This window comes from Embleya scabrispora DSM 41855, from assembly GCF_000372745.1.
GTDB lineage: Bacteria > Actinomycetota > Actinomycetes > Streptomycetales > Streptomycetaceae > Embleya > Embleya scabrispora.
The window spans coordinates 1-19,723 of sequence record NZ_KB889717.1 but is presented as its reverse complement, the minus strand read 5'-3'; the positions used below and the strand labels follow the sequence as shown (position 1 = coordinate 19,723).

The following is a 19,723-nucleotide window of genomic DNA, read 5'->3' as shown; positions in this document are numbered from 1 at the left end:
GCCGGCGGCCGCGCGCACCCGGCCGCACCCACATGCCGCGGATCACTCGACGAAAAGGCGGGGCCGAACGCGGGCGCAACCGGCAGGGACCGGGGGCGAGAAACACCTCTCGCAGCCGACTGCCGACGAAAGGCCGCACGGAGGGCGGGGCAACGGACAGGGCCGCGAGCCGGGCATGCGCCTCCCGCAGCCGGCACTTGGCGCAAGGGCAGACGAGCGCGGGGCGACCGGCGGGCCACGGATACCACGAGGCACCTCCCGCAGCCGGCCGCTTGGCGGAAGGGCGGACGGAGAGCGGGGGCAACCGGCAGGGCCTCGGGGCCGGAAACACCTCCCGCAGCCGGTTGCCTGTCTGCTCCGCAGCCACGGTCCACCGGTCGCTCCGCGCCGGGACGATACGCGGCCGAAACCTCAACCGGTCCGACCGCGCCCATTCCGCAGCGGCACACCGGCGACACCGCAGACCACCCAACGCCGCGCCCCGTGCCTCCGTGCGCCCGTACGGCACGGGCATAGGGCCCGGAGCCGTCGGCCCACCGACGGCCGCGGAGCGGACGAGCAACCGGCCTGTAGGGGACGTGCACCCCGGCACGGAACAACCGGCCGCGCGCGGGCCGCAGCGCGGACAGGGCAACGGGCCCGGAGCAACGCCGATCACTCGACGCAGCGCCCACCCCGCCCCGGCCCCGGCCGCGAAGCGCAGGAGTACCCGACCCGGAGCAAGCGGCCCACGAATCCGAGGCAGGGCCCACCCGACACACGCCCCGGCCACGGAGCGGGCGAACAACCCGCCACGGAGCAAGCCGCCCACCAACCCGACGCGGCGTCTACCCGACACATGCGCCGGTCATCGAGCGCACGAGCCAAAAAGGGCCCACGAAGCCCGGATTTACTCCGGACTCGGTCCGGCCGCAGAGCGGAGGGGTACTCCAACCGGAGCAAGCCGCCACCAACCCGACCCAGGCTCCCGCTCCGACCCGCGCCACCCCCGAAGCGCACGAGCAACCCGACGCAGCGCCCACCCCGGCCCCCGCTCCACCCCCGAAGCAGCCGCCCCGCCGTCTCGTATCAGTGGCTCGGGTCGAACAAGACCTTGAGGCAGCCGTCCGTGCGGTCGGCGAAGGTGCGGTATCCGTTCGCTGCCTCGGTGAGCGGTAGGCGGTGGGTGAACACGTCGACCGGAGCGAGGCGGCCGTGTCGGATCAGGGGGATCAGGGTCGGCCAGGTGGAGGCCACCGGCGCCGTACTGAAGCGCAGCGTGACGTTGCGGATGATCAGCAGCGGGACCGCGAGCGGGAACGCGAAGTTCGCGTCGACGCCGACCACCGAGACGGTGCGCGACGTGCGTACCGAGGCGATCGCCGCAGCCAGTGTCGCGTCCTGCCCGACCGCCTCGATCACCGCGTCCGCGCCCCGACCGCCGGTGGCCGCCATGACCTGCTGGACCAGGTCGCCCGCGCTCGCGTCGATCGGCTCCGCGCCGAGCCGCTCGGCCATCGCGAGTCGCGCCGGCACCCGGTCCGCGGCCAGGATCCGGCCCGCGCCGAGCACCTGGGCCGCCTGGAGGGCGTACAGGCCGACCGGCCCGAGCCCGATCACCAGCACCGTCGCGCCGGGCGTGATGTCGGCCCGGGTCGCCGCCGTCCAACCGGTCGGCAACGCGTCGGTGAGCAACACCGCGTGGTCCACCGCGAGGTCCTCCGGCACCGGGAGCAACCACGCGTCGGCGGCCGGGATCGCCACCGCCTCGGCGTGCCCGCCGGGCAGCCCGAGGTCGCCGCCGAGCACCCGCACACCGCCGCCGACGCAGTCGATCGGGTTGCCCACGCGGCAGCCCGCACACCGCCCGCAGCCGAGCACGGGCGACACCAGAACCCGGTCGCCCACCGCGATCCGGCCCACCTCGGCACCGGTCTCGATCACCGTGCCCACCACCTCGTGCCCCGGCCGCAGCCCGGCGGCCGGGAACTCGCCCTCGTAGAAGTGCAGGTCCGAGCCGCACACCGCACTTGCCTCGACCCGCACGATCGCCCCGTCCGGACCGGTGAGCACCGGGTCCGCGACCGTCTCCACGCTCACGTCCCGGGTTCCGTTGATGACGACGGCACGCATGTCCACTCCCCTGGCTGCTTCGCTCACCCGACGCCGGAGAACACCGGCACGGGAGCCGGCAACACTTCCACCGGCAGGGCAGTAACACTGTTACAGAAGCCGTCGGAAGCCAACCCCCGACCGGCCCGGATCGGCCCGGCGTGACGTTCGTCCCACGTCCCGCCGACCCTCGCGCGAGCGTCGGTAACGTGATCTCCATGTCGCTGTCGCAAGCCCTGCGCGGGCACGCCCGGGGCGCCCTCTCGCGCGCCGCGCACCGAGGCTGGCGTGCGCTGCAACGCGTCGCCTCGATCACCGCGGAGCAGCCCGGCCCGTACCGCTTCCGGGAATTGGGCGCGCGCAGCAAGCTCGCCTTTCCGGTCGGCTCGGTCTTCGGCGAGCAGTGGATCACCGTGGGCGCCGGCTGCATCATCGGCGAGCACGTCACGCTGTCCGCGGGGCTGGCGCCGGGACACGATCTGGGCAAGGCGGCGGTGGTCACCATCGGCGACCGGTGCACGATCGGGCGCGGCAGCCACATCGTCGGACACCGCTCGATCACCATCGCGGACGACGTGTGGACCGGGCCGTACATCTACATCACCGATCAGAACCACAGCTACGCCGACCCGGATCGACCGATCGGCACCCAGTGGCCGATCAACGACACCGTGGAGATCGGCCCGGGCAGCTGGATCGGCGCGGGCGCGATCATCCTGCCCGGCGCCAAACTCGGCCGGAACGTGGTGGTCGGCGCCGGTTCGGTGGTTCGCGGTACGGTCCCCGACCACTGCGTGGTGGCCGGCGTGCCCGCGAAGGTGGTCCGCCGGCGCACCGAATCCGGGTGGGACCCGCCGCTGCGGCACACCCCCACACCGCTCCCGGACGGGATCACCCACGAGGAACTGGTCGCCCTGCTGACCGAGCACGACGCCTCGGGCGGCCAGTAGCACCCGCGCCTTCGAGCCCCCGCCGGGCCGCGACGCCCGGCGCCGCGGTTCCACGTGAAACCCCCGGTCGGGCCCGGTGCGACGGTGCGCCGCACCCGGGCGGGGCCGCCCGAAGCCGGCCCCGCCCGGGTCAGCGCGAGGTCACGCCTTCAGGCCGGACAGCCGCAGTTGCACCCCCACCGCGTCCAACAGGCGCGTCTGCTGCCCCCACTGCCAACCCGGCACCGTCCAGTCCGCGTCCAGCATCGAGATCGACACCGACCCCCGGGCGATCGCGGTGGTGTCCGCGTTGCGCACCGGCTCGGTGACCCCCGAGGCCAGGCCCAGATCGAGCTTGTAGCAGGTGTCGCAGGACGGGTCCTTGACGTAGCTGACGCTCAGCGCGTCGGCCTCGCCCACGTTGGTCGTCTCCACCCGGCCGGTCGGCTTGGCCGGGTAGTTCACGTTGAGCGTGGTGTGCACGGGAAGCACCGGACCGGTCCGCTTCGCGGTGGCCGCGAGGCGGTCCACCAACCGGGTCGCGAACGCCGTCGCCTGTGCCATCTGCGGGAACGGGTTGCGCGGATCGGCGGTGCTGTACTCGGCGCTGAACGCGACCGCCGGGATGCCCTTCTCCGCGGCCGTGATCGAGGCACCGACCGTGCCCGAGTGGTTCGTGGTCGCGCCGATGTTCTGCCCCGGGTTGATGCCGGTGACCACCAGGTCGGGCTTCTTGGTCCGGAACACGTTCGCCAGGGCGAAGGAGACCGAGTCGGCGGGAGTGCCCTCGACCGACCAGATGCCCGGCTCGACCTCGGCGGCCTTGACGATCGACCCGGGGGTCGCGTTGATCCCGGTGCCCTTGCCGGACTGGTCGGTGGCGGGCGCGACGATCACCGCGTCGTGGCCGGCCGCCTTGAGCGCCCGCTGCAACGCGCGGATGAACGGCCCCTGCTGGCCGTCGTCGTTGCTCATCAGGATGCTGAGCCTGCGCGGCGCCTGGCTGCCGCGCGCGTCGTCGCTCGCCAGGGCGGCGGGCGCGCTCGCCGCGAGCAGTGCGGCCGCGGTCGCGGTCGCGGCGAGGGGGAACACGTGTCTCCTGCCGAAAATGGCCATCTCGTCCTCCGTAGGCAAGAAGGTCCGCACGCCCGAGGAACGTCGCGCCCGGGGGCTCGACGACTCTGGATTCGTGCGTGAAGCGGAACCGGCCGCACGAAACCCGTTACCGACCCGACCGGGACGGTCGAGTGAAATTCGGGTCGAACAACGTGTACGGAGGGGTGTATCGGACGGAATGCACCCTGCGATTCGACACGTGCCAGCCGGCGGATAGCGAAAATAGGGTCATCGGTCGGACATTGCAATGGGCGGAGCCGGGTGGTTCGTCCGGATGCGCGCTCCACCGGCGCGCCGCCCCACTCCGTCACTCGGGTCTGGCCAAAGCCCTTGCGCCGAACGTAATCTGACGGATCATCAGCCGGGCCGACCGGCTCGGCCGGGACGAGTGGGCGGAGCTGCGATGATCCTGGACGGCAAAACCGTGATCGTCTCGGGCGTGGGCCCGGGTCTCGGCCGCCGGGTGGCCCTGGCCGCCGCGCGCGACGGCGCCAATGTGGTGCTCGGCTCGCGAACCGAGGCCAACCTGGTCAAGACCGCCGAGGAGGTCGATCCCACCGGCAGGCGGGTCGCCTGGGCGGTGACCGACATCACCGAGCACGAGACCTGCCGGGCCCTGGTCGACCTCGCGGTGGAGCGCTTCGGCGCCGTGGACGGATTGGTCAACTGCGCGGCGCTGGACACCGTGTTCGGCGGTCTGGAGGCGACCGACTTCGCCGAGTTGCGCCGGGTGGTCGAGGTCAACCTGGTCGGCAGCCTGGCGATGACCAAGGCCGCGCTGCCCGCACTCAAGGCCGGCGGCGGCGCGGTGGTCTTCATCGCCACCCAGTCCCAGTTGGCCCCGCCGCCCCAGGCTCCGCAGATGGCCTATGCCGCCTCCAAGGGCGGGCTCACCTCCGCCACCTACGCCCTCGCCCACGAATTGGGTCCGCACCGGATCCGGGTCAACTCGGTGGCTCCGGGCTGGATGTGGGGACCGCCGGTGGAGGGCTTCGTGAACTACCAGGCGCAGGCCGCGGGGGTGCCGGCCGAGGAGGTCCTCGCCGGCCTCGTGGCGCCGATGGCCCTGCCCGAAATGGCCACCGACGCCGACGTGGCCGAGGCCGTCGTCTTCTTCCTCTCGGACCGTGCCAAGGCCATCACCGGCCAGATGCTCCTGGTCAATGCGGGCCATGTGGTCCGGTAGCCGCCCCACGCGCGCCACTTCTGGAATTCAACCTCATTTCGGTCAAAACGTGCTCAAGCACCACACGTGACACGCCATCTCGTCCCAGGTGTCATCCGAAAAGATCACGGCACGGATAACCAACCCGCATCGGGGGCAGTAAACCCGCCATGTTGGGGCTGCCGAACACCATCCACGCGCTTCTTTTCGACCTCGACGGGGTCTTGACCCAGACCGCCAAGGTGCACGGCGTCGCCTGGAAGGAGATGTTCGACCACTACCTGCGCGAACGCGACGGCGCCGACTTCACCCCGTTCGATCCGAGACGCGACTACGACACGTACGTGGACGGCAAGCCCCGCCTGGACGGCACCCGCTCCTTCCTGGAGTCGCGCGGCATCGAACTGCCCGCGGGCGAGGAGGGCGACCCACCCGGGACGTTCACCCTGCACGGGCTGAGCAACGCCAAGAACGACATGGTGTTGCGGCTGATCCACGAGCGGGGCGTGGAGGTCTACCCGGGCTCGGTGCGCTACGTGCATGCCGCGCGCGCGGCGAAGCTGCCCTGTGCGGTGGTGTCCTCCAGCGCGAACTGCGAGGACGTGCTGCGCGCGGCCGGCATCCACGACCTGTTCGATGCGATCGTGGACGGCGTGGTGGCGAAACGCGACGGCCTGTCGGGCAAGCCCGCGCCGGACACCTTCCTGGCCGGCGCGAAGGCTTTGGGGGTGGCACCCGCGCACGCGGCCGTGTTCGAGGACGCGCTGGCCGGCGTCGCGGCCGGCCGGGCCGGCGACTTCGGCCACGTGGTCGGCGTGGACCGGGTCGGTCAGGCCGCGGAGCTGTGCAAACACGGCGCGGACGTGGTCGTGACGGATCTCGACGAACTCCTCGACGCCGGACCCGGCGACCCGGCGGGCGAGCGTACCTCTGCGGAAGGCACGGCATGAGCATCGGACACCCCTACACGGTCGAGCCGTGGGGGATCACCGAACAGACGCTGGACCTGGACCACCTGCCCCAGTCCGAGTCGGTGTTCGCGCTCTCCAACGGCCACATCGGCCTGCGCGCCAACCTGGACGAGGGCGAGCCGCACGGCCTGCCCGGCACCTACCTCAACGGCGTCTTCGAACTGCGCCCGCTGCCCTACGCCGAGGCCGGATACGGCTACCCCGAGTCGGGCCAGAGCGTCATCAACATCACCAACGGCAAGATCATCCGACTCCTGGTCGACGACGAGCCGTTCGACCTGCGCTACGGCCAGACCCAGGACCACGAGCGCTCGATCGACTTCCGCGAAGGCGTCCTGCACCGCCGCGCGCTGTGGACATCGCCGGCCGGCCGCACCGTCCGGGTCACCTCCAAGCGGTTGGTCTCGCTCACCCAGCGCTCGATCGCCGCGATCGAGTACGAGATCGAACCGATAGACGGCCCGGCCCGGATCGTGCTCCAGTCGGAGCTGGTCACCAACGAGGAACTGCCACTGCCGAACGCCGACCCGCGCGCCGCCGCCGTGCTGGAGGCGCCGCTGCGTCCCGAGGAGCACACGCACAACGGCAGCAAGGCGATCCTGGTGCACCGCACCGAGCACAGCGGACTGCGCGTCGCGGTGGGCATGGACCACGAGGTCGAGGGCCCCGAGAGCATGTACGTGGAGGCCGAGAGCGCCGCCGACCTGGCGCGCTTCAGCGTGACCACGGTGCTCGACCGCGGGCAGAAGCTGCGGATCGTGAAGTACATCGCGTACGGCTGGTCCTCCACCCGCTCGCTGCCCGCGCTGCGCGACCAGGTCGCCGCCGCGCTGACCGCCGCGCGCTACACCGGCTGGCACGGCCTGGTCGACGAACAGCGCGGCTACCTGAAGCAGTTCTGGGACAACTCCGACATCGAGGTCGAGGGCGACGTCGAGCTGCAACAGGCCGTGCGGTTCGCGATGTTCCACGTGCTCCAGGCGGGCGCCCGAGCCGAGGAGCGGGCCATCCCGGCGAAGGGACTGACCGGTCCCGGATACGACGGGCACTGCTTCTGGGACACCGAGGTGTTCGTCCTGCCCGTGCTGACCTACGGGCTGCCGCACGCGGTCGCGCAGGCGCTGCGCTGGCGGCACTCGACGCTGCCGCTGGCCCGCGAGCGCGCCGCGCAACTGGGGCTCAGGGGCGCGCTGTTCCCGTGGCGGACGATCCGCGGCGAGGAGTGCTCGGGCTATTGGCCGGCGGGCACCGCGGCGTTCCACATCGGCGCCGACATCGCGGTCGCCGTCGCGCGCTATGTACGGGCCACCGGCGACCGGGACTTCGAGCGCGACTTCGGCCTGGAGATCCTGGTCGAGACGGCACGGATGTGGCGCTCGCTGGGCCACCACGACGCGGCGGGCCTGTTCCGGATCAACGGCGTGACCGGCCCGGACGAGTACAGCGCGCTCGCCGACAACAACGTGTTCACGAACCTGATGGCGCAGACCAACCTGCTGGCCGCGGCCGACGCGGTGGCACGCCACCCGCACGAGGCCCGCGCGCTGGAGGTGAACACCGAGGAGACCGCGAGCTGGCGCGACGCGGCGCACGCGATGTACATCCCCTACGACGAGGACCTGGGTGTGCACCCGCAGGCCGACGGCTTCACCAAGCATCGGATATGGGACTTCGAGAACACCCCGCCCGACCACTATCCGCTGATGCTGCACTACCCGTACTTCGACATCTACCGCAAGCAGGTGGTCAAGCAGGCCGACCTGGTACTGGCCATGCAGGTGCGCGGGGACGCGTTCACCGACGAGCAGAAGCGCCGCAACTTCGACTACTACGAGACCTTGACCGTCCGCGACTCGTCCCTGTCGGCCTGCACGCAGGCGGTCATGGCGGCCGAGGTCGGCCACCTCGAACTGGCCCTGGACTACACCGCCGAGGCCGCCCTGATGGACCTGCACGACCTGGCCAAGAACACCAAGGACGGTCTGCACATGGCCTCCCTCGCGGGCACCTGCGTGGCGCTGGTCGCGGGCTTCGGTGGGCTGCGCGACCACGGCGAGTGCATGTCGTTCAAGCCGCGTCTGCCGGTCGGCCTGACCGGGCTGGCGTTCTCGCTGTCGGTACGCGGTGCCCGGCTGCGGGTGGAGACCACCCACGAGCACACCACATACACGCTGCGCGAGGGCGACGAGCTGCCGATACTGCACCACGGCGAGCAGCACGTACTGATCCCGGGCAAGCCGATAACCCTGGACATCCCGCCGCTCACTCGGGACACCCCGCCCAGCCAGCCCCCCGGCCGTGCCCCGGCGCACCGCCAGAGTGTCCCCGACACCCACCCCACGGGCCCGACCCCGGGCTGATCGCAAGCCCCACCCGCCGGCCGGGCCCGGGCGCCCGGCCGGCGTCCGCCCGGCACTCGCCGGTGCCGCCCCGACGCCTCTGGCCTTCACGTCAACGTCAAGGTCTACCGTTTCGGACATGCGCATCGGAGAACTGGCGGAGCGCGCGGGGACCAGCACCCGAACCCTGCGCTACTACGAGGAACGCGGTCTGCTGTCCGCTCGGCGCAACAGCAGCGGGTACCGCGACTACGACGAGGACGATGCCCGGCTGGTCCGCGAGATCCGCGCGCTCCTGGGCATCGGCTTCGATCTGGAGGAGACCCGTCCGTTCGTGGAGTGCCTGCGCGCCGGGCACGACGCGGGCGACGAGTGCCCCGCGTCGGTCGCGGTCTACCGGCGCAAGCTCGCCGAACTCGACGCCTGTATCGATCGCATGCAGGGCATCCGGGCCCATCTGGTCGCCCAACTCGACCAGACCGAACGCGCGCACGCCGGTGGCGAGCGCGTCGACCGGCCCGCCACACCGGCCGCCGCGGCCGCCGCCGCCCTGCCCGACCCGCCGGAGGCCCGTTGTGCGCTGACCGCCGGCCCACTCGCCAAGGAGTCCCGATGAGCAAGAACGTGCACGACGCCACCGACGCCGACTTCGACACCGCCGTGCTGCGCGCCGACCGCCCGACACTGGTCGAGTTCACCGCCGAATGGTGCGGTCCGTGCCGGCAGATGGAGCCGGTGCTGGAGCAGATCGCGATCGAGGAGCCGGGCCTGGCGGTGGCCAAGCTCGACGTCGACCGCAATCCGGGTACCGCCGCCCGCTACGGGGTGTTGTCCATGCCGACCTTCATGGTCTTTCGCGACGGCGAGCCGATACGGCAGTTCGTCGGCGCCCGGCCCAAGCGCCGGATCCTGGCCGAACTCGCCGACGTGATCGGGCAGAACGCGGCCGTCACCGGGTAGCTTCCGGGAATGGCCACTTCCCGCCGGATCACCTTCACCACCGACTACGGGCTCGCCGACGGCTTCGTGGCCGCGTGCCACGGCGTGATCGCCGGCCTCGCGCCCGGCGTACCGGTCGTGGACGTGAGCCACCTGGTGCCGGCCGGCGACGTGCGACGCGGCGCACTGGTGCTGGCCCAGACCGTGCCCTGGTTTCCGGCGGGCAGCGTGCACGTCGCGGTGGTCGACCCCGGCGTGGGCACCGCGCGGCGGGCGATCGTGCTGCGCGCGGGCGGCCATCTGCTGGTCGGACCGGACAACGGCCTGCTCCCGTGGGCCGCGCACGCGTTGGGCGGCGTCGAGGAGATCCGCGAGATCGCCAACCCCGCGCTCACCCTGGCGAAGGTCTCCCGGACCTTCCACGGCCGGGACGTGTTCGCGCCGGTCGCCGCCCATCTCGCGCTCGGCACGCCGCTCGCCGAGGTCGGCCCGCCCGCGGGCGGCCCCGTCGAGCTGCCCGCCCCGGCGCCCGGCGAGGTGCTCGCCGTCGACCACTTCGGCAACGTGCAACTCGCGCACTCCGTGGCGGACTTCGCCGGCGCCGACGTGCTTCGGGTCGAGGTGGGCGAACGCGCGTACCCGGTTCCCCTGCGGAACACCTTCGGCGAGGTGCCCGCGGGGGAACTCGTCGGCTACGAGGACTCCGCCGGTCTGCTGGCCATCTCGGTCAACGGCGGCGACGCGGCCCGCCTGCTGGGCGTGCGGGCCGGGGACCCGGTCCGGGTCAGTCCTTCTTGTTGAAGTCCGGCTTCTGGTCGGACAGCCAGATCTGGTCCAGCGCGACCTTGCACTTGTCGCCGGCCGCGCAGGTGAGTGCGACCTCGTTGGTCCCGTCGACCAGGGTCACGTTGTTCCAGGTGCCGGTGACGCTGTTCGGCGTGCCCCAGGACTTCAGGTTCGACTTCTTCTTCGAGTCGGTCCCGTTGACCATGATCGACAGGCTCTGGATGTCGTCCTTGGGCCCGGCGTTGACGTAGCGCACGGCCAGGTAGTACGAACCGGCCTTGGGCGCGGTCAGCTTCACCGTCACGGTCGAACCGGGCGCCTGCATGTCGATCATGCCGCTGCCGGTCGAGTTGGGCACGCCCGCCACCGCGACCGCGCCACCGCTGGGCGAGGCGTCCTCCGCCTCCTGCACCGCGAACTTGCCACCGGCAGCCGTCGAGGGCGCCGAGGACGGCGGCGGCGTCTGCGACGGGGCGGCGGTGGTTCGTCCCGCACCGGGCGTGGTCGGCGACGCCTTCTTGTCCTTGTCGTCGTTGCCGCGCATCAACAGCACGCCGGCGATCACCGCGATCACGAGCACGATCGCCACCGCCGCACCGATCATCGCGCCACGCCCACCGCCACCACTCCCGTCACGCGGCGGCGGGGACTGCGGCGGTGATTGCGCGCCGCCGTGTTCGTGTTGCGCGGGAATCGCCGCCTGGGGCTGCGTGTGTGCCGGGGGCTGCGCGTAATTCATCTGCCCGACCTGCACGTATTGCGGCATCATGCGGTTGGCGGAAGAACCGTACGCACCGGTCGTCCCTGTCCCCTCGGCCGCTTCCTCACCCGGCGCCGGCCGATAGAGGTACCCGTACGGGTCTTCAGGTTCACCGTTGGTACCCGCCGTCATCGGGTAGTCCTCCCTACGTTCGCCAGGCCAAGCTTTGTCAATACCAGGCATCACACTAACGGGCGACGGGTGGGGCGAGTGGCGTTGTCCGCGTGACGGGACTGTCACGATAAGGCCCTACTCATGCGTATGGCGGCCGGGCGCACACCCGCCCGCAACCCGTGCGCGGCCCGGATTCCCGGCCTGAACCATCCATGCATTCGGTGACCGGATCCACCCGAGGCGGCCAATACATCCGCCATCGCGGGGGTGGCCCACGCCGGGGCCGACCACGGCCGCCGCGCCGCCCGCTCGGCCCGCTCAGCCCGCCCGACGCTGGGCCCGGTCGCGGCGACGCTTGTTGGCGTACATGTGTTCGTCCGCGATCCGCAGCAGGTCCTCGGGCTCGGCGGCCTCCTCCGCCCAGCCGATCCCGAAGCTCGCGCCCTCCAGCGGCACCGCCAGACCCTCGGCCGGGATCGGCACGGACAGCGCGCGGCGCAGCCGCACCGCCATCTCCTCCGCCTCCTCGCGGCCGATCCCGTCGGCGAGCACGACGAACTCGTCGCCGCCGAGCCGGGCCACCGTGTCACCCTCGCGCACCGCGGCGGTGAGCCGCTCGGCGACCGCCTTGAGCACCACGTCGCCGATGTGGTGGCCGAAGTTGTCGTTGATGTGCTTGAACCCGTCCAGGTCACAGAACAGCAGCGCGACGCCGCGACGCTCGGCGCCGGGCGGCTCGTCCACGACCACGACCGCGCCCTCGGGGATGCTCAGGATCGCGCCGGCCGGCATCGCCCACTCGTCCGCGTACGGCTCGCGCACCTCGCCGACCGACCCGACCGCCCCCACCGCCCCGGCCGGGACCGGCGTGGCGCCGGGCAGCCCGGCGCCCGGGCCGAAGCGGGCGGCCAGCCTGGCCCGCAGCTCGCGCCCGTTCGGCAGACCGGTGAGCGGATCGTGGCTGGCCTCGTGCACGAGCGCCTGTTCACGCTGCTTGCGATCCTCTATGTCCTCCACGTGGGTCAACCCGAAGCGCAGGTCGCCGAGCCCGTCCGCGACCTGCGAGGTGCGCAGCGAGACCCACCGATACGTACCGTCGCTGCGTGCCAGACGCAGCTCGGTACAGCCCGCGACCGGGACCGTCCCGCCCAGGTGCCCGGCCAGCAGCGGCCGATCCTCCGGATGCGCCAACGCGCCGAGTCCGAGCCGCTTGAGCACCGGCGCCGGGTAGCCCAGCATCCGACACAACGCGTCGTTGGCACGCAGCAGTTGGCCCTGCTCGTGCCCACGCACACCGGTCATCACCATGCCGCTGGGCGCGTATTCGAAAGCCTGCCGAAAGCTCTCCTCGCTGGCTCGCAGCGCCAACTGCTCGCGCTCCAGGCGGGCCACCGCGCGCTGCATGTCGCTGCGCAGCCGCGCGTTGTCCACCGCGATCGCCGCCTGTGCGGCGAACATGCCCAGCACCTCGCGCCGCCAGGGAGCCGGTCGCAGGCCGTCCACCGGCAGGTCCACCGACAACACGCCGACCAGGTCACCCTCGGGCGTGTGCAGCGGCGCGAGCAACGCATCACGCGGATGCCATGCCTCGGGGTGGTCGCCGATCGGCAGGTCGGGTATCCAACTCGGGACGTCCCCCACTTCGGCCAGCCCCGAGCGGTGCCCGAGAAAGCGCAGCGGTCCCCACGACTCGGCGGCGGCCAGGATGCGATCCCAACCCTCCCGCGAGCCGATCTGGCCGGCCATCGCCTTGCGCAGCTCGTCGTTGCCGGCCACCGCCGCGACCTCCAGGTCGCCGTCGGCGCGGACGAGATTGACCGCAGCGACCCCGAACCCGAGGCCCGAAACCACGCCGTCGACGACGGCTTGAAGGGTGTCCTTGAGGTCGCGCGTGGCGTTCAGGTCGGCGACGACGCGGTTCAAAAGGCGCAAAGTCGCCAACCGGACGTGGGTCTCCGTCTCGGCTGTCATGGGTCTCCCCCAGGGGTCGACGCCGGTGTCTTCTGAACAGATATCGTCCGTTTACCAGAGAAACTGAATCACAGCGGGCTTCGAATTGGCGACGTTCCGTCATCGATCAGGCTGTCACTGTGAGCCACCTCACGCTTCATACCGTATCGAGTCGGACCGCCGAGCCACCCCGGAATCGCTCCCTCCGCCGGCATCCACCGGGCATCGTACGAGGCGAGGGCCCATTTTCGGGAACTAACCCCAGGGTTCGCCCAGCGGACCTGACGATCAATCAGATCCCGGATGGGCTCTTCGCTATGCGTCAGCGAGCTGAGGCACAGTCGATCCGGCACAAGATCACCGGCCGGTCTTCCCAGCGGGCATGCGAAGTCCCTACGGTACGTCCGTCAGGTTTCCGTACGATCTTGCGCGCGCGCCGCACAGGCCGGTACGACGAACACAACGGCGCGTCGAACGACGGGGGTGGGGCCATGACCGGTCTGGTCGTCGGGGAGATCTTCGCGAACGCGGCCCGCGCCGTCCCGGACCGAACCGCGGTCGTGCTCGGCGAGCGCTCGCTGACCTTCGCCGAACTGGACGCGGCGGCCGAACTCGGCCTGCGCCGGCTGCTCGCCCTGGGCCTGGCGGCCGGCGACCGGGTCGGCTGCGGCCCGATCGCCGGCGGAGCGGGCATCGCGGCGGCGCCGCTGTTCGCCGCGCTCGCCCGGTTGGGCGCGGTGCTGGTGCCCACCGACCCCGAACACCCCGACACGTACGCGACCGCCCTGGTCCTGGACACCGCCGAGCAGGCCGACGCGCTGATCGCCGACCTCGACGACGAGGACCCCGAGGACCTGCCGGAGCCGCCGGACGTCGAGCCGGCCGAGACCGACCCGTGCCTGCTCGCCCCGGCAGGCCGGCGTGGCGTACTGCTGTCGCACCGGGTACTGGTACTGCGCTCGCACCCGGGCGCACTCGCCGAGTCGCGCGGAGCGCACGTACTCGCGGCCGACTTGGCCGACGGCCGGACCTGGACGCTCGCGCTCGCCCAGTGGCACGCTCGGGACACCCTGGTCCTGGTGCCCGGAGGCGATCCGGCCGCACTGCGCGCGGCGGTGCGCGAACACGCCGCGACCCGGCTCACCGCCGCACCGGCGGTGTGGCGCGCGCTGGCCGAGACCGAGGCCGAGCAGCCCGCCGCCGACGAGGTGCTGGACACTGTGCGCTTCGCCGACACCGCGCCGACCGAGGCCGCGGTGCTCGCGGACATCGCCCGGATCGCGCCGAACGCGAGCGTGCGGGTCGTGCACGACACGCCCGAGACCGGCCCGCTCACCGCGCTGTCCGGCCCGGAGGTGTTCGCCCACCCGGGCGCCTGCGGGATTCCCGGCCCGCTGCACTACGTCGCGCTCGACCCGGACGGCGAGATGTGCGTGCGCGGACCGCTGCTGTTCGACGGCTACGCCGACGACCCGGCGGCCACCGCCGAGGTGCTCGCCGAGGGCTGGTATCGCACCGGCGACCTGGCCGTGCTCGACGAGGCGACCGGCGTCCTGACGGTGACCGGCCGGGCCGCCGAGCTGATCCGGGTCGGCACCCGCACGGTGGGCCCGGGCGAGGTGGAACGGGTCCTCAAGGCGCATCCGGACGTCCGCGACGTGGCGGTCATCGGCCTGCCGCACCCCACCGAGGGTCACGTACTCGGCGCCGTCGTGGTCGCCGAGGACCCCGCCCGAGTGCCCGGTCCCGGCGCCCTGCGCACCGCCTGCGCGCAGGCCGGCCTGGCCGAGCACAAGCACCCGACACGCGTCTTCTACGCCGATGAACTGCCCTCCGGAGCAGACCGCCGCGAGAACCTGACCCGGGAGATCACCGCGGGCCGCTGACCCGGACGGGCATCGCCGCGCCGGCCCGCCGGCCCCGGCCCACGGCGCCCCACCGGCGAGGCCGATCCCGGACCCGGCGGCGAGGCCGCATACCCTGGACCCGTGTCCCAGCCACCGCCGCCGCCCGTCGACGAAGCCGCCTTCAAGGCCGCGATGTCCCGATTCGCCGCCGGCGTGGTGCTGATCACCGCCGTCGAGGGCGATCTTGACGACGGTGGTCCCGTGGACGACGTGGGGATGACCGCGACCGCGTTCATGTCGGTGTCGCTGGACCCGCCGCTGGTGCTGATCAGCCTGCGCCGCGAGGCCCGGATGCGCGACGTGCTGGACGAACAACCGCTGTGGGCGGTGTCGTTGCTCGCACAGAGCCAACGGCACATCGCCGGGCGCTTCGCGATCCCGGGCCGGATCAGCGACCGGCTGATGTTCGCCGACATCCCGCACCGCCGCGGCCCGATCTCCGGCGCCGCGCTGGTCGGCGGCGCACTGGCCACCGTGGAATGCCGCACCCACCAGGTCGTCGAGGCGGGTGACCACATCCTGTACGTCGGCGAGGTGCTCACCGTGGGGTTGCCCAGCCCCGAGGGCCCGCCCCTGGTCCACTTCCGGGGCCGCTACCGAAGCCTGGGCTGAGGCCGGCGGCGCACCGCCGTCACGGCCGCGGACCCGGCCGCATCAGGCCGTCCGCGGTCACCGAGGCCACCAGGCGCCCGTCCCGGGTGAACACCCGGATCCGCCCGTGCATGCGCCCGTCGCCCGCGTACTCGCTCGCGCAGCGCAGCAACAGCCACTCGTGCGCCGAGAACCCCTCGTGGAAGGTGATGTTCTGGGCCAGCGCCACCGACATCGACCGCCCGCCGCGCCGCTCGATCTCGGCGCGCGGATACGGCCGCAGCGCCACCGGCCCCAGGAAGCCCTCGGTCGTCCAGGCCAGGATCGCCCGGGCCATGGTCGCGGTGTCCTCGACCCGCGCGCACCGCGTCCACAGGTCCAGTCGCGGCGGCCCGGCCGACTCCGGGGCCAACGCGGCCGGCCCGCCCACCGTGCGCACCTCCCACGGCAACATCGGCACCGACAACTCGGCGCACTCCTCGGGCCCCGGCACCCGCGCCGGCAACGGGTCGGCGTGTCGCACCAGTTCGGGCCCGGGCACGCCGAGCGTCACGAACGCCCGGTAGTGCTCGTGCGCGCCCTGCCGAAAGCCCACCTGGAGCATCGCCGCCGACCGACCCTGGTGCAGCCGCTCGACCCGCACCTGCACCGGCTCGCCCGGAACGCCGGCCCGGGGGAACACGCCCTGGAGCGTGTGCACCGCCATGTGCGGGACCACGCGTTCGGCCGCCACGACGGTCTGCGCCAGCACCTGCGCGCCCAGCGTGCGCGGGATCCGGGTCACGATGTTGCGCGCCCGAAAGGTGATCACCGCACCGGGCCCGCCGGGGTCGGCGGGACCCTCCGGCGCCAACTCCAGCGCGTCCACCAGGTCGTCCGTCGCGATGCTCGGCCACATCGACACTCCACCAGCCATGCGCGCATGATCGCAGCCCGCCCGGGCGCCGCCCGCAGCGCCCCTGACGGGCCGTCAGTTCAGGGCGGGCTTCAGCGCCGCGCGCCCCTTCCGGTGAACTTCACCACCAGCGACACCAGGAAGGCGGCCACCGCGATGCTGATGATCCACCGGAGCCAGTCGATTCCCCTGGTCTCCTCGACGCCGAGCCCGGCGGCGATGCCGTAACCGATCAGCGTGCCCACGATGCCCACGGCCATCGTGGCCAGGAAGCCGATCTTCTGCCTACCGGGGAGAAAGAGCCGCCCGAGCGCGCCGATGATGATGCCGGCGATGATCAAACCAACGAACGTCACGGGTTCCTCCAGCCGGCGGCAGTCGTACAAAGTACGCCGACCCGGACTTTTCCGGGCAGGTGTCTCCTGTTCCCCACGATCACCACGTGTTAACGCGGACACACCCGAGCCACAAAGCCCTAAGGTGGTTGCGCCCGCCGGGTGGCCACGGTGCAAAATGGTCCGGTACACGCCCCGATAGCTCAGTTGGCCAGAGCACGCGCCTTGTAAGCGCGGGGTCGTCGGTTCGAACCCGACTCGGGGCTCAAGGGGCCACTGACCGGCGGAAACGCGGTCAGTGGCCTGTTTTCGTTCTTGGCACGTCGGTGTTACAGCTCGCGCCTACCGGAGATTTCACCTTCCGGACATGGCCCCCCGGAACGGCGCACACCCACCTGCGATCAGCGGCCGATGTCCGGCGCCGGGCCGGTGGAGGCCCGGACGACCAGTTCCGGGCGGTAGATCAGTTCGGTACGCGGCGCCCGACCCCCGCCGATCTCGTCGAGCAGCGCCCGCACCGCCGCCGCGCCCATCGCCTGAACCGCCTGGCGCACCGTGGTCAGCGGCGGGTCGGTGAACGCCACCAGCGGCGAATCGTCGTAGCCCACCACCGAGACGTCCTGCGGCACCCGCAAGCCGCGCTCGCGCGCCGCCCGCACGGCGCCGAGCGCCATCAGGTCGCTGCCGCACACGATCGCCGTCGCACCCCGCTCCCACAGCGCACCCGCCGCCGCCTGCCCGCCCTCGACCGAGAACAGCGAGCGCTCGATCCAGGCGTCCGCGTCCTCGACCCCGAACCGCACGGCGAGCCCGCGCCGAAAGCCGGCGATCTTGCGGGCGGTGGGCACGTACCGCTCCGGCCCGACCGCGAGCCCGATCGCGGTGTGCCGCAGCGAGGCCAGGTGGCCTATCGCCAACTCCACCGCGACCGCCTCGTCGCTGGAGATGAACGGCGCATCCACCCCCGGCGCGAAGCCGTTGACGAACACGATCGGCAGCCCGCGATCGACCAGGCGCAGGTAGCGGGACAGGTCCGCGCCCGAGTCCGAGTGCAGACCGGAGACGAACACGATCCCGGACACCCCACGTTCCAGAAGCAGTTCGGTGTAGTCGTCCTCGGTGACCCCGCCCGGGGTCTGCGTGCACAACACCGGCGTGTAGCCGTGGTGTGCCAACGCCCGCTCGATGACCTGCGCGAACGCCGGGAAGATCGGGTTGTCCAGCTCCGGGAGCATCAGCCCCACCAGACCCGCACTGCGCCGGCGCAGGCGGGCGGGCCGTTCGTAGCCGAGCACGTCGAGAGCGGTCAGGACGGCCCGCCGAGTGTCGTCCGCGACGCCGGGTTTGCTGTTGAGAACCCGGCTCACGGTCGCCTCGCTGACCCCTGCCTGCGTTGCGATGTCCGCCAGCCGAGCCTTCATGCCCGCAGCCTAGTGAGACTTTCAGCAGGATTTCGCAGGGCCTTGCGGCTCACGCAAAACATTTCGGACGATCCCGACTGCTGACAGAAGTCGCGCGCCCGGGTACGGTGATTCGCAGTTCGTCAAGAATGGACTAGACCACTTGCCCAGCGCGACACACGGGCAATCAACACCGGGTACTTCACCCTCCACTCGGATCGTCCGGCACGTTCCTGCCGGTGGAAGGACACATCACCATGGCCACGGTCAGCTACAAGCAGGCGACCTGTACCTACAAGGGCGCCGAGCGCCCGTCCGTCAACGCGCTGGACCTGGAGATCGCGGACGGCGAGTTCCTGGTTCTGGTCGGCCCCTCCGGCTGCGGAAAGTCCACCTCCCTGCGCATGCTCGCGGGTCTCGAGGAGGTCACCGGCGGCTCGATCCACATCGGCGACCGCGAGGTCACCAACCTGGAGCCCAAGGACCGCGACATCGCGATGGTGTTCCAGAACTACGCGCTGTACCCGCACATGACGGTCGCCGAGAACATGGGCTTCGCACTCAAGATCGCCGGGATCGACAAGAAGCAGATCCGCGCGAAGGTCGAAGAGGCCGCGAAGATCCTCGACCTGACCGAGTACCTCGACCGCAAGCCCAAGGCGCTCTCCGGTGGTCAGCGCCAGCGCGTCGCGATGGGCCGCGCGATCGTCCGCGAGCCGCAGGTCTTCCTGATGGACGAGCCGCTGTCCAACCTGGACGCCAAGCTCCGCGTGCAGACCCGTACCCAGATCGCCGGCCTGCAGCGCCGCCTGGGCATCACCACCGTGTACGTCACGCACGACCAGGTCGAGGCGATGACCATGGGCGACCGGGTGGCCGTGCTCAAGGACGGTCTGCTGCAGCAGGTCGACACCCCGCGCAACATGTACGACCGCCCGGCCAACGTGTTCGTGGCCGGCTTCATCGGTTCGCCCGCGATGAACCTGATCGAGGTCGACCTCGCCGAGGACGGCATCCGCTTCGGCGACGCGGTCGTGCCGGTCTCCCGCGAGGCCCGCGAGGCGGCCGTCGCCGAGGGCGCGAAGAAGGTGACCCTGGGCGTGCGCCCCGAGCACCTGAAGATCAACTCGGCCGAGGGCCTGTCCAAGGACAGCAAGGGCCTCGCGGTCTCCGTGGACGTGGTCGAGGAACTGGGCTCGGACGCCTTCGTCTACGGCTCGGTCACCATCGACGGCGAGACCAAGCCGCTGGTCGTGCGGGTGCCCGGGCGCGAGGTGCCGGAAAAGGGCGGCGTCCTGCACGTGGTCCCGACAGTCGGCGAGACGCACCTGTTCTCCACGAAGAGCGGCGAGCGACTGCACGATTGATTTGTTGGGCGCCTTCGGCGCCGGCTCGCGAGGCACCGCTTTTTCTTTCCCCCGCTTCGCTCCTCCAA

General features: G+C 71.7%; 17 protein-coding genes and 1 tRNA gene. 11 read left to right on the top strand and 7 right to left on the bottom strand.

The window, feature by feature from the left end:
- Positions 1-1,068: 1,068 nt before the first annotated feature.
- Positions 1,069-2,112, bottom strand: a complete 1,044-nt coding sequence (locus tag A3IC_RS0143970) for an alcohol dehydrogenase catalytic domain-containing protein (RefSeq protein ID WP_020556437.1) — start codon at positions 2,110-2,112, stop codon at positions 1,069-1,071.
- Between the two features lie 197 nt (positions 2,113-2,309).
- On the opposite strand from A3IC_RS0143970, the gene A3IC_RS0143965 reads away from it, so the two are divergent.
- Positions 2,310-3,041 carry an acyltransferase gene (locus A3IC_RS0143965; protein ID WP_020556436.1) on the top strand — a complete coding sequence of 244 codons (732 nt, stop codon included), beginning with the start codon at positions 2,310-2,312 and terminating at the stop codon, positions 3,039-3,041.
- Positions 3,042-3,182: 141 nt separating this feature from the next.
- Here the strand turns inward: A3IC_RS0143965 and surE are convergent, their stop codons facing one another.
- The gene (gene surE, locus A3IC_RS60030; RefSeq protein ID WP_158696342.1) at positions 3,183-4,136 is read right to left on the bottom strand and encodes a 5'/3'-nucleotidase SurE; all 954 of its coding nucleotides are present in this window, start codon (positions 4,134-4,136) and stop codon (positions 3,183-3,185) included.
- A gap of 403 nt (positions 4,137-4,539) precedes the next feature.
- Here surE and A3IC_RS0143955 point away from each other — a divergent pair, with 403 nt between their 5' ends.
- The 6 genes from A3IC_RS0143955 to A3IC_RS0143930 all read left to right on the top strand — a co-directional run bounded on the left by A3IC_RS0143955 (position 4,540) and on the right by A3IC_RS0143930 (position 10,351).
- Complete coding sequence (locus A3IC_RS0143955) at positions 4,540-5,322, top strand: SDR family oxidoreductase (RefSeq protein WP_020556434.1); 783 nt, start codon at positions 4,540-4,542, stop codon at positions 5,320-5,322.
- A gap of 149 nt (positions 5,323-5,471) precedes the next feature.
- Complete coding sequence (locus tag A3IC_RS0143950; protein WP_020556433.1) at positions 5,472-6,251, top strand: HAD family hydrolase; 780 nt, start codon at positions 5,472-5,474, stop codon at positions 6,249-6,251.
- Positions 6,248-8,632, top strand: coding sequence for a glycoside hydrolase family 65 protein (locus tag A3IC_RS0143945; RefSeq protein WP_020556432.1), 2,385 nt, complete (start codon positions 6,248-6,250; stop codon positions 8,630-8,632). The genes A3IC_RS0143950 and A3IC_RS0143945 overlap by 4 nt, the downstream gene beginning before the upstream one ends.
- Positions 8,633-8,750: 118 nt before the next feature.
- Positions 8,751-9,227, top strand: coding sequence for a MerR family transcriptional regulator (locus A3IC_RS0143940; RefSeq protein WP_020556431.1), 477 nt, complete (start codon positions 8,751-8,753; stop codon positions 9,225-9,227).
- Positions 9,224-9,571, top strand: a complete 348-nt coding sequence (trxA, locus tag A3IC_RS0143935; RefSeq protein WP_020556430.1) for a thioredoxin — start codon at positions 9,224-9,226, stop codon at positions 9,569-9,571. The genes A3IC_RS0143940 and trxA overlap by 4 nt, the downstream gene beginning before the upstream one ends.
- Before the next feature lie 9 nt (positions 9,572-9,580).
- The gene (locus tag A3IC_RS0143930) at positions 9,581-10,351 is read left to right on the top strand and encodes an SAM hydrolase/SAM-dependent halogenase family protein (RefSeq protein WP_020556429.1); all 771 of its coding nucleotides are present in this window, start codon (positions 9,581-9,583) and stop codon (positions 10,349-10,351) included.
- On the opposite strand, the gene A3IC_RS69415 is transcribed toward A3IC_RS0143930, so the two are convergent.
- A complete protein-coding gene (locus A3IC_RS69415; protein ID WP_020556428.1) occupies positions 10,335-11,105 on the bottom strand; it encodes a carbohydrate-binding protein in 771 nt (256 codons plus the stop codon). The two genes, A3IC_RS0143930 and A3IC_RS69415, sit on opposite strands and share 17 nt — an antisense overlap.
- A gap of 423 nt (positions 11,106-11,528) precedes the next feature.
- Complete coding sequence (locus A3IC_RS0143920) at positions 11,529-13,181, bottom strand: sensor domain-containing diguanylate cyclase (protein WP_020556427.1); 1,653 nt, start codon at positions 13,179-13,181, stop codon at positions 11,529-11,531.
- A 470-nt stretch (positions 13,182-13,651) separates the two neighbouring features.
- On the opposite strand from A3IC_RS0143920, the gene A3IC_RS0143915 reads away from it, so the two are divergent.
- Together A3IC_RS0143915 and A3IC_RS0143910 are read left to right on the top strand one after the other, a co-directional pair.
- Positions 13,652-15,046, top strand: coding sequence for a class I adenylate-forming enzyme family protein (locus A3IC_RS0143915; RefSeq protein ID WP_020556426.1), 1,395 nt, complete (start codon positions 13,652-13,654; stop codon positions 15,044-15,046).
- A gap of 153 nt (positions 15,047-15,199) precedes the next feature.
- Positions 15,200-15,679 carry a flavin reductase family protein gene (locus tag A3IC_RS0143910; RefSeq protein ID WP_026219428.1) on the top strand — a complete coding sequence of 160 codons (480 nt, stop codon included), beginning with the start codon at positions 15,200-15,202 and terminating at the stop codon, positions 15,677-15,679.
- A gap of 19 nt (positions 15,680-15,698) precedes the next feature.
- Here the strand turns inward: A3IC_RS0143910 and A3IC_RS0143905 are convergent, their stop codons facing one another.
- Together A3IC_RS0143905 and A3IC_RS0143900 are read right to left on the bottom strand one after the other, a co-directional pair.
- A complete protein-coding gene (locus tag A3IC_RS0143905; protein ID WP_026219427.1) occupies positions 15,699-16,574 on the bottom strand; it encodes an acyl-CoA thioesterase in 876 nt (291 codons plus the stop codon).
- A 71-nt stretch (positions 16,575-16,645) separates the two neighbouring features.
- Positions 16,646-16,909, bottom strand: a complete 264-nt coding sequence (locus A3IC_RS0143900; protein ID WP_020556423.1) for a GlsB/YeaQ/YmgE family stress response membrane protein — start codon at positions 16,907-16,909, stop codon at positions 16,646-16,648.
- A gap of 171 nt (positions 16,910-17,080) precedes the next feature.
- On the opposite strand from A3IC_RS0143900, the gene A3IC_RS0143895 reads away from it, so the two are divergent.
- Positions 17,081-17,154, top strand: a tRNA-Thr gene (locus A3IC_RS0143895).
- A gap of 135 nt (positions 17,155-17,289) precedes the next feature.
- Here the strand turns inward: A3IC_RS0143895 and A3IC_RS0143890 are convergent.
- Positions 17,290-18,309 carry a LacI family DNA-binding transcriptional regulator gene (locus tag A3IC_RS0143890; RefSeq protein WP_020556422.1) on the bottom strand — a complete coding sequence of 340 codons (1,020 nt, stop codon included), beginning with the start codon at positions 18,307-18,309 and terminating at the stop codon, positions 17,290-17,292.
- Positions 18,310-18,545: 236 nt separating this feature from the next.
- Here A3IC_RS0143890 and A3IC_RS0143885 point away from each other — a divergent pair, with 236 nt between their 5' ends.
- A complete protein-coding gene (locus A3IC_RS0143885) occupies positions 18,546-19,655 on the top strand; it encodes an ABC transporter ATP-binding protein (protein ID WP_026219426.1) in 1,110 nt (369 codons plus the stop codon).
- Positions 19,656-19,723: the final 68 nt, after the last annotated feature.